Source organism: Limisalsivibrio acetivorans (genome assembly GCF_000421105.1).
Classification (GTDB): domain Bacteria; phylum Chrysiogenota; class Deferribacteres; order Deferribacterales; family Geovibrionaceae; genus Limisalsivibrio; species Limisalsivibrio acetivorans.
In genome coordinates, this window is record NZ_ATWF01000001.1 from 2,113,196 (window position 1) to 2,128,773 (window position 15,578).

General features: G+C 49.0%; 11 protein-coding genes. 6 read left to right on the top strand and 5 right to left on the bottom strand.

The annotated features are described in order from the left end of the window. Positions 1-65 precede the first annotated feature (65 nt). The 4 genes from K300_RS0110040 (at position 66) to dnaX (ending at position 5,189) form a co-directional block, all read left to right on the top strand. Entirely contained in the window at positions 66-785 is a 720-nt protein-coding gene (locus K300_RS0110040; protein WP_022851539.1) for a tetratricopeptide repeat protein, read from the top strand. A gap of 2 nt (positions 786-787) precedes the next feature. Continuing rightward, entirely contained in the window at positions 788-1,594 is an 807-nt protein-coding gene (folE2, locus tag K300_RS0110045; RefSeq protein WP_022851540.1) for a GTP cyclohydrolase FolE2, read from the top strand. Positions 1,595-1,667: 73 nt separating this feature from the next. Then, complete coding sequence (locus K300_RS16280; protein ID WP_022851541.1) at positions 1,668-3,512, top strand: sensor histidine kinase; 1,845 nt, start codon at positions 1,668-1,670, stop codon at positions 3,510-3,512. 48 nt (positions 3,513-3,560) lie between these two features. Continuing rightward, the gene (gene dnaX, locus K300_RS15315) at positions 3,561-5,189 is read left to right on the top strand and encodes a DNA polymerase III subunit gamma/tau (RefSeq protein WP_022851542.1); all 1,629 of its coding nucleotides are present in this window, start codon (positions 3,561-3,563) and stop codon (positions 5,187-5,189) included. 65 nt (positions 5,190-5,254) lie between these two features. Here the strand turns inward: dnaX and K300_RS15320 are convergent, their stop codons facing one another. Next, positions 5,255-6,553, bottom strand: coding sequence for a radical SAM protein (locus K300_RS15320; RefSeq protein WP_022851543.1), 1,299 nt, complete (start codon positions 6,551-6,553; stop codon positions 5,255-5,257). Between the two features lie 20 nt (positions 6,554-6,573). Continuing rightward, positions 6,574-9,009, bottom strand: a complete 2,436-nt coding sequence (locus tag K300_RS15325; protein WP_022851544.1) for a glycosyltransferase — start codon at positions 9,007-9,009, stop codon at positions 6,574-6,576. A 236-nt stretch (positions 9,010-9,245) separates the two neighbouring features. Here K300_RS15325 and K300_RS0110070 point away from each other — a divergent pair, with 236 nt between their 5' ends. Together K300_RS0110070 and K300_RS16285 are read left to right on the top strand one after the other, a co-directional pair. Beyond that, the gene (locus K300_RS0110070; protein ID WP_022851545.1) at positions 9,246-10,103 is read left to right on the top strand and encodes a GNAT family N-acetyltransferase; all 858 of its coding nucleotides are present in this window, start codon (positions 9,246-9,248) and stop codon (positions 10,101-10,103) included. 5 nt (positions 10,104-10,108) lie between these two features. Beyond that, complete coding sequence (locus K300_RS16285; RefSeq protein ID WP_162139879.1) at positions 10,109-10,852, top strand: lysophospholipid acyltransferase family protein; 744 nt, start codon at positions 10,109-10,111, stop codon at positions 10,850-10,852. Between the two features lie 208 nt (positions 10,853-11,060). Here K300_RS16285 and K300_RS0110080 read toward each other — a convergent pair whose 3' ends face one another. From K300_RS0110080 to ppdK, 3 genes are all read right to left on the bottom strand, one after another. Further along, entirely contained in the window at positions 11,061-11,417 is a 357-nt protein-coding gene (locus K300_RS0110080; protein ID WP_022851547.1) for a response regulator, read from the bottom strand. Next, positions 11,410-12,831 carry a sensor histidine kinase gene (locus tag K300_RS15335; protein WP_162139880.1) on the bottom strand — a complete coding sequence of 474 codons (1,422 nt, stop codon included), beginning with the start codon at positions 12,829-12,831 and terminating at the stop codon, positions 11,410-11,412. The genes K300_RS0110080 and K300_RS15335 overlap by 8 nt, the downstream gene beginning before the upstream one ends. A gap of 112 nt (positions 12,832-12,943) precedes the next feature. Further along, a complete protein-coding gene (ppdK, locus tag K300_RS0110090) occupies positions 12,944-15,571 on the bottom strand; it encodes a pyruvate, phosphate dikinase (protein WP_022851549.1) in 2,628 nt (875 codons plus the stop codon). Positions 15,572-15,578: the final 7 nt, after the last annotated feature.

The following is a 15,578-nucleotide window of genomic DNA, read 5'->3' on the forward strand; positions in this document are numbered from 1 at the left end:
AGAGTCCTGCGGGTAATATAATCCCGCTTTGCAAAATAATAACTAATAATCCAGGAGTCTTATAAATGCTTACTCTCCTCATTTCCGTAGCAGTTTCCGTAGCCGCTTCCCTAGGGCTTTACTACGCCACATACAGCTTCGCCTGGGCAATCGCTCTGGCGGTACTGCTCATCATCCTAATCAACGTTCTTATGGGAAGGCACTTCCTCAACAAGCTAAAGGGTCTCTTTGCCTCTGTGGAGAAGGATCTCAAAGCTGGCAGAAACGAAAAAGCCATTGAAAAGCTTAAGGATGGATACCAGTATGCAAACTGGCAGTTCTTCGTAAAGGAGCAGATCAACTCCCAGATAGGTATGATCCTCTATGCCAATAAGAAGTTTGAGGACGCAAGACCGTATCTTGAGAAGGGCTTCAAAAAGAACTGGATGGGTCTTGCCATGCTCGCCGCCCTTTACTATAAGGATAAGAATATGGAGAAGGCGATAAAGACCATGGAAACCGCCGTTAAGAACGCTCCGAAGGAAGGCTTCCCCTACAGCTTCCTCGCCTGGCTCCACGTTCAGAACAACGAGACGGATAAGGCTATCGATGTTCTCGGTAGGGGAACCAAGAAGAACCCCCTTGATGAGAGGCTTGAGTCCGATATAGAACTGCTTAAGAACGGTAAGAAGCTCAAGATGGAGCGTTATGGAACGGTCTGGATGCAGCTTCACCTCGGCAAACTCCCCGAGGGGGCAAAGCACTATCAGCAGTTTCTTGCAAATCAGCGCATTAAGAGAAAGTAATCTTGCGTGATATACAAAACGAGTACGACAGCAGGAATATATACATCGACAAGGTGGGGATTAAGGACATTGTCTACCCCATCGTACTTGATGATAAGCAGAAGGGGAAACAGCATACAAACGCCCGCATAAATATGTATGTGCGCCTTCCCCATGATTTCAAAGGGACCCACATGTCCCGTTTTGTGGAGGTTCTGAACCGTCACAGGGAGAAGATGGGGATCTCCTCTGTCTGGGATATACTCAAAGAGATGCGGGAGAAGCTTGAGAGTGAGGAATCCCACATCGAGCTTTTCTTCAAGTATTTCGTAGAGAAAACCGCACCCGTATCCGGTCTAGCCTCCATGATGGACTATACTTGCGAATACTACGCCTCCAGCACCGGTGAGGAGAAGGACTTCATCCTCTGCGTAAAGGTCCCGGTTATGACCCTCTGCCCCTGCTCCAAGGAGATCTCCTGCCACGGAGCCCACAACCAGCGGGGTGAGATATCAATCAAGGTACGTTTCCGTAAGATGCTTTGGATAGAGGAGCTCATCGACATAGCCGAATCCTCGGCAAGCTCGCCCGTATACCCCCTCCTTAAAAGGGAGGATGAGAAATTTGTCACCGAAAAATCCTATGAAAACCCCGCCTTTGTTGAGGATGTTGTTCGCAACTGCGCAGAGAAGCTTATGAAAGAGCCCAGAATAGACTGGTTTGAGGTCTCCAGCGAGAACTTTGAGAGCATCCACAACCACAGCGCCTATGCCGTTATCGTTCGTGATAAAAGGAATCAAAAAGCCCTGGGCGAATCGGGTCGGATTTAATCATTTTTCTGTTTGAACATTCCTTTATTCGGAGTAGAATAGTTTGAATGTTTGATACGGATTCTCTTATACAATGAAGCTCCTCAAAAGGATAACACTCCACAGCGCCGTATTCGCTCTGTTTATCGCATTGAGCGCAATGGCATCTGCCTACTTCTTCTTCAGCCACACAGTGAAAGAGCGTGCAATCAGCCAGCAGACCGAATGTCTCAGCATCTCTGAGGTGAGACTACTGGAAAGCCTTGATTCCTTGCAGGTTTACCCCGGCATCGCAGGCTTTACCGTTCCGGACAACGAGATTGGCTACACCTTCTCACGCAGACAGCTTCAGTCCGTTCTGGAGGGCTACAGCGAGATTAACGCCATAGCAGCAGCTGATTCATCGGGGGAGATATGGTTTTCGATGAGCAAGGATAAGCCCCTTTTCATTGACGACAACATAGGTGATCGACCTATTTTTCAATCCCCCCTCCGAACCGGCTCCGGATATGTTGCTGGTGTTCAGCGAACGGTTGGCGGCGATGTTTTTATGGACATATCCACACCGATGTATAATCCCAATATCGAAGGGAGTGCAGTGGGAGTGAGCGTCTTCAGGCTGTCTCTGGAACCACTTAATACAGCCCTCACATGCCCCGGAACTAGCGGGGAGAGGATGTTTCTTTTCAATACAAAGACGGGCGACCTTGTTCTCGGCGATATGGATGAAACGCTCTTTCCGGGTATATACCGTAGTGTATCCTCCATGCAGGACGATTCCGGTGTTATAGATAAATGGGGGGAGAGCATAGCATACTCAAGATTCTCATACCTTAACCTCAATCTCACCCTTGCATCGGTTCGTGAAAAGGCCGCCGTTATGAACACTTTAAATGCCCCCTTTGCAGGTTTTGCCGCCATAACGCTCTTTGCATCCCTTGCTGGGATATATTTCTTTTTTATATCAATCAAAGGTAATTTTGCCCCGCTCAGGGAGGCTCTTTCAAACTGTACAGCCATACTTGGCAGGATTGAAGCGAAGCAGACTCGCTCGGATAACGAACTCGAGACCATCGCCGCAGGCACCGGAGCCGTTCGGTTGCGCATAGAAAGCCTTTTGGACCAGCTGGAGCGAATGGAGGAGGAAATAGAGGAAAGAGTGAAGCTTCGGACCGAGAGCCTGCAGGCCCTTGTATCTGAACTTGAGGGGAAGCTTGAGGATGAGGCTGGCAAGAGCGTACGTAAAGACCAGCTTATGGTTCGCCAATCACGCCTTGCCGCCATGGGAGAGATGATAAGCAACATCGCCCACCAGTGGCGCCAGCCCCTTAACGCACTCGCCCTTACAGTGCAGGATATCGAGGATACCTTCCGCCACGGTGGTATTGATGAGGACTATATCGTTGATGTTGTGGAAAACTCCATGGAGCTTATCCAGCATATGTCCACCACCATTGATGATTTCCGCAACTTCTATAGAACAAATAAGGAGGTTGTTGAGTTTGATGTACGTGAGGCCGTTGATGAGGCGGTTAATATTATCCACGCAAGTCTGGACAACTTCCGCATAGAGCTGATTATGGATGCCGAAGACGGTGTAATGGCCAAAGGCTTCCCCAACGAGTTTGCCCAGGTTGTACTTAATCTGCTCAGCAATGCCAAGGACGCAGTTATTGAGAACAGGCGCAAGGAAAGATACATAAAGATAAGCATCGCCTCCCTTGGGGAGAAGAGCCTTGTGCGTATTCTGGACAACGGAGGCGGAATCCCCGAGCAGATCCTCGTGAATGTGTTTGAGCCCTATTTCACAACCAAGGAGCAGGGGAAGGGTACAGGAATAGGCCTGTACATGTCTAAGATGATAATCGAGAATAACATGGGCGGAAACATCAACATAGAGAACAGGGAGCATGGAACCGAAGTGAGCATTGTTCTCTGAGGAAACTTTGCATTGACTAACTGAAGGGGAGTATTCTAAAACAACACCATGTCATACCTCGCACTCGCCAGAAAACTCAGGCCGCAGAACTTTGATGAGATAGTCGCACAGGAATTTGTGGTGACTACCCTCAAAAACGCCATGGAGATGGACAGACTTGTCCACGCCTACCTCTTCACAGGCCCCCGTGGCGTGGGTAAAACCTCCACTGCACGTATATTCGCAAAGGCTCTCAACTGTCTCTCACCAAAGGGTGTTAATCCGTGTAACGAGTGCGAAAACTGCCTTGAGATAACAGGCGGAACATCCATGGATGTGATAGAGGTGGACGGTGCCTCAAACAGGGGTATCGATGAGATTCGTGACCTGCGTGAGGCGGTTAAATTCTTCCCTGTGAAGTGCCGGAAGAAGGTGTACATCATCGATGAGGTGCACATGCTCACCGAGCAGGCGTTCAATGCCCTGCTCAAAACCCTTGAGGAACCTCCAGAGCATGCCCTATTCATCCTTGCAACAACCGATCCCCAGAGGATTCCTGCAACTATAATATCCCGTACCCAGAAATACGACTTCCGTAAGATACCCTTTGAAAGGATGTACTCATCACTCAGCGAGATCCTTGCCAAAGAGGGGATCGAGTACGATGAGGATGCCCTTAACCTTGTCATACGAAACTCGGACGGATGCATGCGGGATTCCCTCTCCATGCTGGATCAGATAATAGCATACACCAACGGGCGTGTGGATGAATCGAACACGGCCTTCCTCCTCGGCTACTCCGAGGCGAGTATCATCGTAGAGCTTTTCAAGGCTATCCTTGAGGAGCGTAAGGAGGATATAGCAGGGCATATCACCGAGCTGACCTCAAAGGGTGTTAATCTCAAATTTGCCGCAGAGAGCCTCATAGAGCATACCCGCAATCTGCTTTTCTATATGACTGGCGGGGGAACCCTCAAGGGCTTAACAAGCTATGAGGAGGAGCTTTACAGTGATCTCTCCTTAAGGGTTACAGAGCATCGGCTCTTCGCCCTCTTTCAGATATTCCAGAAACTGCTCAACGATTTGAAGTTTTTCAGCTTCGATCAGTATGTTTTCGAGTTCGCCATGTATAAGGCGGCCTCTTTCTCTGCTGTTATCCCTGTCACGGGGGGAACACCCCAGGCTGCGGTATCATCTGCCAGGCAGTCCCCGGCGAGAAGTGCCCAGCAGTCCCCTTCCCATAAAGCCCCACGGCAGGAGAGCCCATCCCAGGGGGGTGGTGACAAATGGCAGGAGATGATAAAGCATATCTCCGAAGAGAACGCTCCCGTAGCCTCATATCTCAGCAACGTTTACCTCTCCCGTGTGGAAGGAGATACGCTCTATATAGGTGTTGCAGAGGAAAAGCGATTCTACGTGCAGATGCTTGAGAAGCCGGAGACGAGGGATTACCTGAACAAAACTGCCGGTAAGTTCTATCCTGGTGTTTCATATATCAAGGCTGTTCTGGATTCGGAGCCGAAAAAAAAAACGGTAACTGAGAAGAAGAAGGAAAGGGAAACCTACTACGAACGCAAGACAAAGAAGGAAGCCGGAGAAAACGAGGTCGTTAAACAGCTCAAGCAGGAATTCGAAGGCGAGATTCTTGATATAAAGGTTCTAGGAACACCGGACGGCGATTCGGAACAGACTGAATAGCCCCGGAAAAAAGGACCTCCCCCCTATTCCCCGGTATTATCTATATATCTATCCTTAATAACTTTTTATGAACCAACAGCCTCAATGAGATTTACGGATTTCTTAGCCTTCTGTTTCTCGGCGTGTTTTGCCATCTTGTCATAGTCTGGCTGCTGGCGGCAGTTGAAGTAATCACAAGCCTTGTAGTAGCGCAGATCCTCCATCCAGAGGCGGAAGAACTGCTTATCGTTAAGCACACGGCTCAGAAGACCGGCGGGGTGCTCGAAAAACTCCGTTACAGGGCCCATAAGCGTAGATGGATCACGAAAGCACTCCCAGTCGCAAATGCGGCAGTCCGCCTTGGGAACTCCGCCGGTTGTGTCCAGATTCTCATAAGGGCCAAAGTCATCATTTGCCCTGAATCCGCATGGGTAGGCATGCCCCTTAACTCCGTCTATATAGAAGAAATCAAGACCGCCACGGCAGGCGTAGTCTGCATAGTCATCCCCGCTGTACTGCCTGATAAGGCTAAGGAGCGATGTTCTGGGTGTGAAGATACGGAGCTCGGAGCGAAACTCGGGGATTGTATCGTAGAGTGCGCTGAAGAGCTGTATCTTCTCTGTCTTTGTGAAGCTCACCATCATATCGGCGGATTCCGCCTGATAGACCGCATTCTCCTCTGCACTCATCGGATAACAGGCGTTTACTATGGTGAAACCGAGGCCGGCGGCGTTGCGGTAAAACCTTTTGAAACCCTCACGGAAGGAGCTGTAGAACGTTTGTTTTGCATCTTCGCTGTCGAGCTTTTCCGGAAGCTTGCCGCAGGCAACGTGGCGGTTTATCCCTAGGTTTGCCGATGGATGTATGCCGAATTCGTGGAAGATAGGGAGTGCCTTCTCCATACCCTTCACAACGCCGGGAAGTCCACGGCTCTCTTCATGAACCTCCGCATTCCATGAATCGAGGCTGAACCATATGGTGTATAGCTCAGTGGACGCAAGCTTCTCCGCGAGACGCTTTATCTTGTCCTCAAAGTCGGGCTTCTCGCTCCCCATGCAGAAGAATGCGTTTGTGCCAGTACGTATGAACCTTATGCCGGCCTTTGAGGCGTGGTTTATGTGGCCTATGAGTTCATCTGTATGGAGAAAGGGCTCTCCGCCTGTGAAGGAGAGAGCGGTTACGCTGTTTTGGGCGGCACGGTCGATGATCCTGCGTACCTTATCCTGCTCCAGCTTGCTCCGCTGGAACTTCTCTTGAACACGCATGCCGCACTGGGGGCATTTTGCGTTGCAGTAGTCTGTCATCTGTATAATGACTTGACCGGGCATCCTTCCCCTCAGGAAGGTTCCTGCCTGATTCATGAAATCCTTTGCATTTATGGACATTAATTCACCTTGGTTATTATTTATGCCACCGAGAACCTGCGTCCCGGTTCTTCTCCGTTTTCTCCGGAGTTTTCCTGGCTAAGCTCCGGCTTCTTTTTAAGGAAGATATCCTGCAGTACCTTATCCCAGTTGAAGACCTCCATAACCCTTGCTCTGGCAGCTATGGAGTATTTTTCATATTCCGCAGGACTGGTTCTGGCCATCTCTATGAGAGAGCTGATGCGCTCCTCCCACTCCTCAACATTATTAGCTGTGCAGACGAATCCGGTTTCGCCATCCTTGATGATCTCCTTCGGTCCACCTTCATCGGAAACGACGGCTGGAACTCCGCAAGCCTGAGCCTCCAGAACAACCATGCCGAAGGTATCCGTGTTGCTGGGGAATACAAACAGATCCGAAGAGGCGTACATCTCGGGCATCCTGTCGTGCTCAATCTCGTTAAGGATCTCCATATTGCCCAGTTCCTTGGCTGCAGATTTCGTTTCATCGATGAACGGGCCGTCACCCGCCATGACAAAGCGGATATTGTCGAAGCGTGCGTTTATCCTTTTGCAGAGGTCAAAGTAGAACTCGAGGTTCTTATCCTTTGATATACGCCCTGCATAGGCGATAACAAAAGGGTCATCCGCAGTTTTTTCGCGCTTGACAGGGCGGAAGAGGCGTGTGTCGATCCCTCTGTTAAAGACGCTCATCTTCTCGCGGCTTATCCCCCTGCGCTCCATATAGAGCATGTATTCCCTTGAGGTTGTCTTAAGCTCAACTACGGCATCGAAGAACCAGCGAGTGTATGATTCCACAAGGGTTTTGAGGGAGTCGTTACCAGTGATCTCGTAGCACTCTTTGGTGAAGTCGGTGTGGTATATGCCGTAGCTCTTAACGCTCAACAGCTTCGATGCGAGAAGCCCGAGCAGGCCCACAGGGCCGGGTGTTGATATGTAGACCTCATCAGGATCGAAGTTGTAGATGTCCTCCAATGACTTAAGCACAGAGGGGATCTTAACCAGAAGCTTTTCGTAGTACGGCAGTTTAAAGGCGTGGACGGGTTTGAGATTCACAAAGTTTTCAGGAAGGCGGTGATCTACTTCATCATCGGTAAGTGAGCCGATGAGCTTAAGGTCGTATCCCTGCTCGGCGGCGAGTCTTCCTACGGTTCTTAATGTTACCGATACGCCGTTTAGGTCATTAATAGTGTCTGTGAACCAGAGGATACGTTTTTTGTTGTTTACGCTTCTGATGGAGAATCGTCTCTCGAGTTCGTCCAGAATGCCCCTGTCTTTGTACATATGAGTGAAGGATGTGAAGAAAGGAACGCTCAGGAAGATCCCGGGAAGAACGGAGTTTATGCTCTTAAGTAGTTCATCCAGTTTGAAATTGTTCTTATCAAGGTTAACACCGGATATCGCCATCTTAAGGTATTCATCGGCAATGTTAGCCGCTTTGTCGTAAACTACTTCAAGCTTCTTGTTCGTATTTGTATCGGATATGCCTCGAACTTCTTCCACAAGCTCAATAAGCTCAGCCCTCACACGGCTGGCATCTCTGGATCTGTTCCTGTTCTTTATCTTGAAACCCTTCATGCGGAGTCTTTCCATGAATGTGGGCTTGCGGTCGGTGAATATCTGGTTTGTTATATTGTTGAACAGGCTCTCAGCACCAGCCGCCTTGTTCTTGTTGTGCTGGGTGAAATCGTAGGCGATCTTGTACACTGTGAAAGCGAGTGTATGGAAGTTGCTGTAGTTCCCTGCGTGTCTCGTCTGTCTGGTTCTGAGTTTGTTGATAAACTCTTCGGGGGTGGACGCCTTTGTTATAGTGTATGTGTTGCCGAGAAAAAGCCCTGCGTGGTCATCGGAACCTCCGGTGAAGCCCTTTATCCATGAACTGGTGCTGAAAGGCTCGATGCGGTATTTGTCGTACAGCTCGTCTATCTTTTCCGGGGTTAACCCTTCTAGTACGTTGACCCACGTCTGGTTGTGCAGTTTCCCCCTGCCGCCGTTTATCCCCTCAAAGACATCGAACAGGAGGACAAGCTTCTCAAGGTGTTCGATCTTCAGCCTGTTGTTGACGGAGTAGGTTCCGTGGGCGAGGGAATATGCCAGGTTCTGCTCGCGTATATAGTCACGGAAATCGTAGATATTGCGGCGGATTTTCTGTATCTCTGAGAACTGTGACTCGTTGAGGCCGTACACAAGGCAATGTATCTTGCATCCATCCTCGGGGAAATAAACCGTTGACTCAACCCCTGTGAAAGTATCCTCGGGGTGCTTCTCGTGAAGATACATAGATGCGTCTATTTTATTGTGGTCGGTTACGGTAACGAAATCCATTCCCCTTTCCTTCATAGTGTTATAGATGAAGTCGGGTTCTGTGTAGGACTCTGCTGAACCAAGTCTCTGCAGGAACCACTCAGTGGGGTGGTTTGAGAACTTGGAGTGACAGTGCAGGTCAGCCTTAGCCATTGTATCTAGCCTCCGGTGGGTGTTTGGGGTTTTTCTGTCCGGATTTGTCCATCCGATCTGTATCATATATTATGTTGCATGTATTAATACAACCGGGCTGTTAATTTGTTGTGCCGTACTTGCAAAATAAATGTAAAGCCTAGTGATTTGATATTTTTTTTACAGTAACAACAAGAAAACCTGACAGGTGGGAAATATAGTTTTCTGTTAAGAACAGTTTTATTCATGGAGGCATGATGAACACCTTAAGAGGGCCCAGAGTTAGAAAAGCTGTCGGAGTTATAGGAAGTCTTTCAAAGAACTTCCGTTTTCGTCTTCGTACCTACAGACCCCACGTTAAAATCAATATCGATTCCCGGAAGTATACCGTTAAAACGATCGAGAACGGGCAGGAGCTCAGCGGGGTACTCAAGCTCCGTCACGAGGTTTTCTATCGTGAACTCCTTTCCAAGCGACGCCTTCGTGGGAAGGATATAGATAAATACGACTTCCAGTTTGATCACCTGGCTGTTATCGAGAAATCAAGCGGAAACGTTATCGGCACATACAGACTCAACTGTTCACTTTTTAATGATAAGTTCTATTCCGCCAAAGAGTTCGACATGGACGGCATTATCGCAAAGCCCGGCACAAAGATCGAGCTAGGCAGGGCATGCATACACCCTGACTATAGAAGCGGCTCAACCATAGCGGCACTCTGGAAAGGGCTTGGTAAATATATGGCGGAAACTGGTTCATCAGCACTTTTCGGGTGTTCCTCTGTTAAAACAACGGATAACTTCACCATAGCACTCATACATAACTACCTGATGGAGAACAATCTTGCGGATGAATCCCTCATAGCTATTCCCAGAGGGAAGTTCTATACCGAAAGATACTTCAAGATGCTCAGCATGATACAGGAGAAACGCTTCGCACCTTTCCGTGCGGCGGCGGAAAACCTTGTACCACCGCTTCTCCTCTCCTATCTCAAGGCAGGCGGTGTGGTATGCGGCGAGCCCGCTTTCGACAAGGCTTTCAGGTGCTACGACTACCTCACATTCCTCGAACTGGACAGCATGGAAGAAGGCTTCAGGAGAAAGTTTACAGAGTGAGGGGAGTGATTGTTAAGTTTCTCATCCTGATATACATGTACACCCAGAGGCTGCTAAGGAGCCTCGTGCGGGATGAAGATGCAAAAAGAAGATTATCCATAGGTTTTACAAGCATAATGTGCCGTCTTGGTCTGAATGCACTCAAGGTTCGTACAGAGGTTGATAACCGTGAGGGGCTCCACTCAGAAGGCGGCTGCTTGATCGTCTCCAACCATATGTCTTACATAGATATCCTGCTTATATCCTCACAGCGGCCGGCTGTGTTTGTCTCTACTAAAGAGGTGGAAGAGGACCCGTATACCGGTACACTCGCCGCACTAGGCGGAACAGTCTTCATTGAGAGAAGGAGCGCCTCACGTATACGTGAGGAGATTGAGATGCTGGCAGAGCTAATGCGAAAAGGCTTTGCCGTTGTCATCTTTCCCGAAGGAACCACTACCAATGGAGAGAATATACTCCCATTCCGTGCACCCTTCATTGAAGCAGCAAAAAAAGCGGGCGTGCCTGTAATACCTGTGTGCATAAACTATAAAACAGTGAATGGAGAAAGGTTTTCGCCAAAAAATCGCGACCTCGTATGCTGGTACGGAGATATGGAGTTTGAACCCCACTTCAATGACCTTGTTAAACAAAAGGAGATCACTGCCCAAATCAATGTCCTGAATCCAGTGAGCTCAGAAGGGATGCGTAGAAAAGAACTCGGTGAACTGCTACATCGAAATATTTCTGAAATCTTTGTATGTAATTAAAGCACTAAGGGGAAATTTTAATGATGACGAATTTCCCAGATTGGATTAGTCTGGCTTCCATGGATGGAAGCCCTGAAGGCGAAACTAAATTGAATTGTATTCAATTTATGTAGCCGGAAGTGCGAGAGGGCAGGGTTTCCCTGCCCGAACAACAATGGAATTTCCATGGATGGTAAATTCCATAGATTAAATCAGATAAGAAAGCCCACTACTCAGTGTATTCCTTCACCTTCTTAAGTATTAACTCCGGCTTGCGTTCCTTTGTTAAATACTCATCTGCATAAAGTGATGAAAAGTTGCGCTTATACTGCTCGTAGGCTGTGAGAAGGAAAACAGGGAGCTGCTCGTTCTTAATCTTTATCTCCTTGAGTATATCAAGGCCGCTCTTACCGGGCATATTCACATCAAGAAGAACAAGATCCGGCAGCTCTTTGCTCAGCTCCTCCAGTGCCTGCTCGCCATCCATAGCTACACTAACCTCATAGTCGTTAGAGGTTAATAACTCGCTGTAGAACTGGATAATCCCTCTGTCATCATCCACAAGCAGAACCTTTGCTTTACTCATCTATTCCTCCATGCCTCGGAAGTATCAGGGCAAAAACCGCACCACTCTCATCGTTGCTGACAACAATATCGCCGCCATGTGCAGTCATTATCTTCTTTGACAGTGGAAGACCCAGCCCAGTTCCGTCTTTCTTCGTTGTATGAAAGGGCTCGAATATCTTCTCGATATCATCAAGGGCTACCCCCCCTCCGCTGTCTTTTATATACAATATAGTTTTTTCTTCATTATGTTCAGCAGAAATCTTTAAATCACCGCCGTCAGGCATAGCTTGAATACCATTGATGATAATATTAATCAACACCTGTTTAAACCTGTCGGGGTCAACAAGAACCTTCAAACCGGGCTCAACATCCGTCGATACATGTACCATGTTCACGCTGAATTTTTCCCTGAGAAGGTTTGTTATCTCGTCTGTTACATCCTTAAGATTCATCAGAGTGAACTTGAGATCCACATTCTTTGAGTAATCGAGGATTTCAGAGACGAGGTTTTCAAGCCTGCCAACCTCAGACTGGATCATGCGAACGTAGTTCTCTGTTCTCGGATCGTTGCAGAAGCTGGCAAGCCTCTTTGCAAAGCCGCCTATGGCGACAAGCGGATTCTTAAGCTCGTGGGCAACTGTGGCGGCAAGTTTACCCATCTTCACAAGATCCTTAGAGATATAATCGATACTTGCAGGTTCCCTTGCAGAGCTACGATATCTTTCAAGCTCAGAGCGGATGTTTGTGAACTCCATCGAGAGTGAAATGATGCTGGCATACAACGAGACAAAATCTAGATCACAGGGGCTGAAAACATCCTTTTTAACCATGAGCACCCCTGTGGGTCTTGTCCCAATACCCAATGAGGAGGCTGTGACTTCACCATCGATAAACTCCTCAACGGGTCCCCAGTTATCAAGTTTGGAAAGATCAATGGTATCCGAACGTTTAAAGAACATTATGTCGGAAAGAATATTCTTCTTGTTTAGCTTTATTTTCTTTGAGCGGAACTCAAGGCTTGTGGTGTCTACCTCAAACCCTCTTTGTCCGAAAACAACCCCTCTCAGCTCCATAAGAGCCTCGTTGAGGAAGAATATAGCAGCCCTTTCGTAATTTCCGGGTTTTATAAGATTAGAGATTACCTCACCAAGAACAATGTCTATGCTATGATTACCGATCGCCTCGAGAAGCGTTGCGCCTTTTAGGTAATGGTTGTATAGATAGGTTTTGTTTGCCTCAAAGTAAACACTGGCGAGCTCGCAGAATACCTCATGCTTAGCGTCCTTGAGCTCTTCTTCGGCATCGTACCTTATCTCAACACGATATAAATCGGTTTCAGCAATGCTTACGAACCTCTCAGGGGCTCCTTTGAATTCTTTTTCATGGAGAGCACCATCCACGTGAACACGGATCCTTGTTACACTGATATTCAATATCTTATCTAGGAGGCTTATAAACCGTAATTCAGAATACATTGCATGTTCCCGTGCTTAAAAAAGGGGGCCGAAGCCCCCTTGGATGAGCCTATTATGTTTGTTGGTTATACTATTTGTTCTTCAATGCCGCATGGGCAGCGGACAGCCTTGCAACAGGTACTCTGAAAGGTGAGCAGCTGACATAGTCTAGCCCTGTTTTCTGGCAGAAGTTTATTGATTCAGGGTCACCGCCGTGTTCACCGCAGATTCCCGTCTTAAGATCTTTCTTAACGGAGCGCCCCTTCTGAACTCCCATCTCAACGAGCTGGCCAACGCCGCTCTGGTCTATGGATACAAAGGGGTCATCGCTGTAGATCCCCTTGTCCACATAGAGGGGGAGGAACCTGCCGGAATCATCCCTGCTGACTCCAAGGGTTGTCTGCGTGAGATCGTTTGTGCCGAAGGAGAAGAAGTCCGCATGGGCCGCAACTTCGTCTGCTGTAAGGGCGGCTCTGGGGAGCTCGATCATCGTTCCCACGAGGTACTCAACCTTTCTTCCAGCCTTCTCGAAGGACTCTTCTGCAACTCTTTCAACCATTTCACGAAGTTCGCTCAGCTCCTTCTCATGCCCCACAAGGGGGATCATGATCTCGGGAACAACGGTCTGCCCCTCTGCGCCGAGTTCGCAGGCTGCCTCGAATATAGCCTCGCACTGCATCTCGTATATCTCGGGATAGGTTATACCGAGGCGGCAGCCTCTATGACCGAGCATAGGGTTAAACTCATGGAGTTCGCTCGCCTTCCTCTTAAGCTCCTCGAACTGAAGGCCGGAGGCATCTGCCACACGCTGAATATCCTCATCTGTGTGGGGGATAAACTCGTGGAGCGGGGGGTCAAGGAGTCTGATTGTGACGGGTAGTCCGGCCATAGCCTTGAATATGCCGAGGAAGTCCTCCTTCTGGAAGGGCTTCACCTTGGCAAGTGCTCTTCTGCGACCCTCTTCACAACTGGCGAGGATCATCTCGCGAACTGCGTCGATACGCTCCGCCTCGAAGAACATGTGCTCCGTACGGCAGAGGCCGATACCTTGGGCTCCGAAATCCCTAGCAGTGGCTGAATCCTTCGGTGTGTCCGCGTTGGTGCGAACGCCAAGTGTTCTGAACTCATCCGACCATGCGAGGATCTTGGCGAACTCTCCCGAAAGTGTAGGCTCCACAAGGGGAACCTTGTCGATTATCACTTCGCCTGTCGTTCCGTTTATAGTGATCCAGTCACCCTCTTTAACGGTATGGCCGGCTACGCTGAACTGCTTAGCCTTTTCGTCGATATCAAGAGAGCCGCATCCGGCAACACAGCACTTACCCATTCCTCTGGCAACAACTGCGGCGTGGCTTGTCATACCGCCTGTGGCTGTAAGAATGCCCTTGGAGGCGTGCATGCCGCCAATGTCTTCGGGGCTTGTCTCGTTACGGACAAGGATAACATCCTCACCCTTTTCCCTCATGCTCTCGGCAATCTCCGCATTGAACACAGCCTTGCCCACAGCAGCGCCGGGTGATGCGGGGAGCCCTTTTGCAACAGCCTCATAGGAGGTGCTTTCATCGATCATGGGATGCAGAAGTTGATCCACCTGATCGGGAGCAACACGAAGTACGGCTGTCTCCTTATCGATAAAGCCTTCCTCAACCATATCAACGGCTATCTTAACAGCGGCGGCCGCTGTTCGTTTTCCCGTTCTGGTCTGGAGCATGAAGAGCTTATTTCTCTCTATGGTAAACTCTATATCCTGAACATCCTTGTAGTGGTTCTCCAGCTTGCGGTAAACCTCTTCAAGCTGTTGAAAGGCTTCGGGCATTCTGTCCTGCAGGTCCTTTATCGGTTCGGGGGTACGGATACCAGCAACGACATCCTCACCCTGGGCGTTTATGAGGAATTCACCGAAGAATTCCTTCTCGCCTGTGGAGGGGTTTCTTGTGAAGGCAACGCCTGTTCCGCAGTCATCCCCCATGTTTCCGAAAACCATAGCCTGAACGTTAACACCCGTTCCCCACTCGTGGGGTATCTTGTGGATCTTCCTGTAGGTCTTGGCACGCTGGTTATTCCATGAGTCGAATACGGCATTAACAGCAAGCTTCAGCTGCTCCTTCGGCTCCTGGGGAAAAGGATTCCCCGTTTCCATGGAGACAACTTTCTTGAACTCCTCAACAAGCTTGGCGAGGTCCTCCGCATCCAGCTGGGTATCTATCTCCACATTCTTATCCTGCTTCATCTGGCGGAGGATCTTCTCAAATTTATTATGGCTGATGCCCAGCACAACATCACCGAACATCTGTATGAATCTTCTGTAGGAATCGTATGCAAAACGTTTGTTGTTTGAGGACTTTGCAAGCCCATCAACGGATACATCGTTAAGCCCGAGGTTAAGGACAGTGTCCATCATACCGGGCATGGAAACCCTTGCTCCGGAGCGGACAGAGACAAGGAGGGGAAACTCATCGTCACCGAACTTTTTCCCGGTGCTTTTCTCAAGATCCTCCATCGCCTTTTCCATCTGGCCCTCAAGGCCGTCTGGATAGTTTCTGTCGTTGTTGTAATATTCAACGCAGGCTCCGGTGGTAATAGTGAAACCGGGAGGGACGGGGATTCCGATGTTGGTCATCTCGGCGAGACCCGCACCTTTTCCGCCTAACAGCTCCTTATCGGAGCCCTCCCCTTCGGCCTTGCCGTCGCCGAAGAAGTATACCCATTTTTGTGACATTACATGA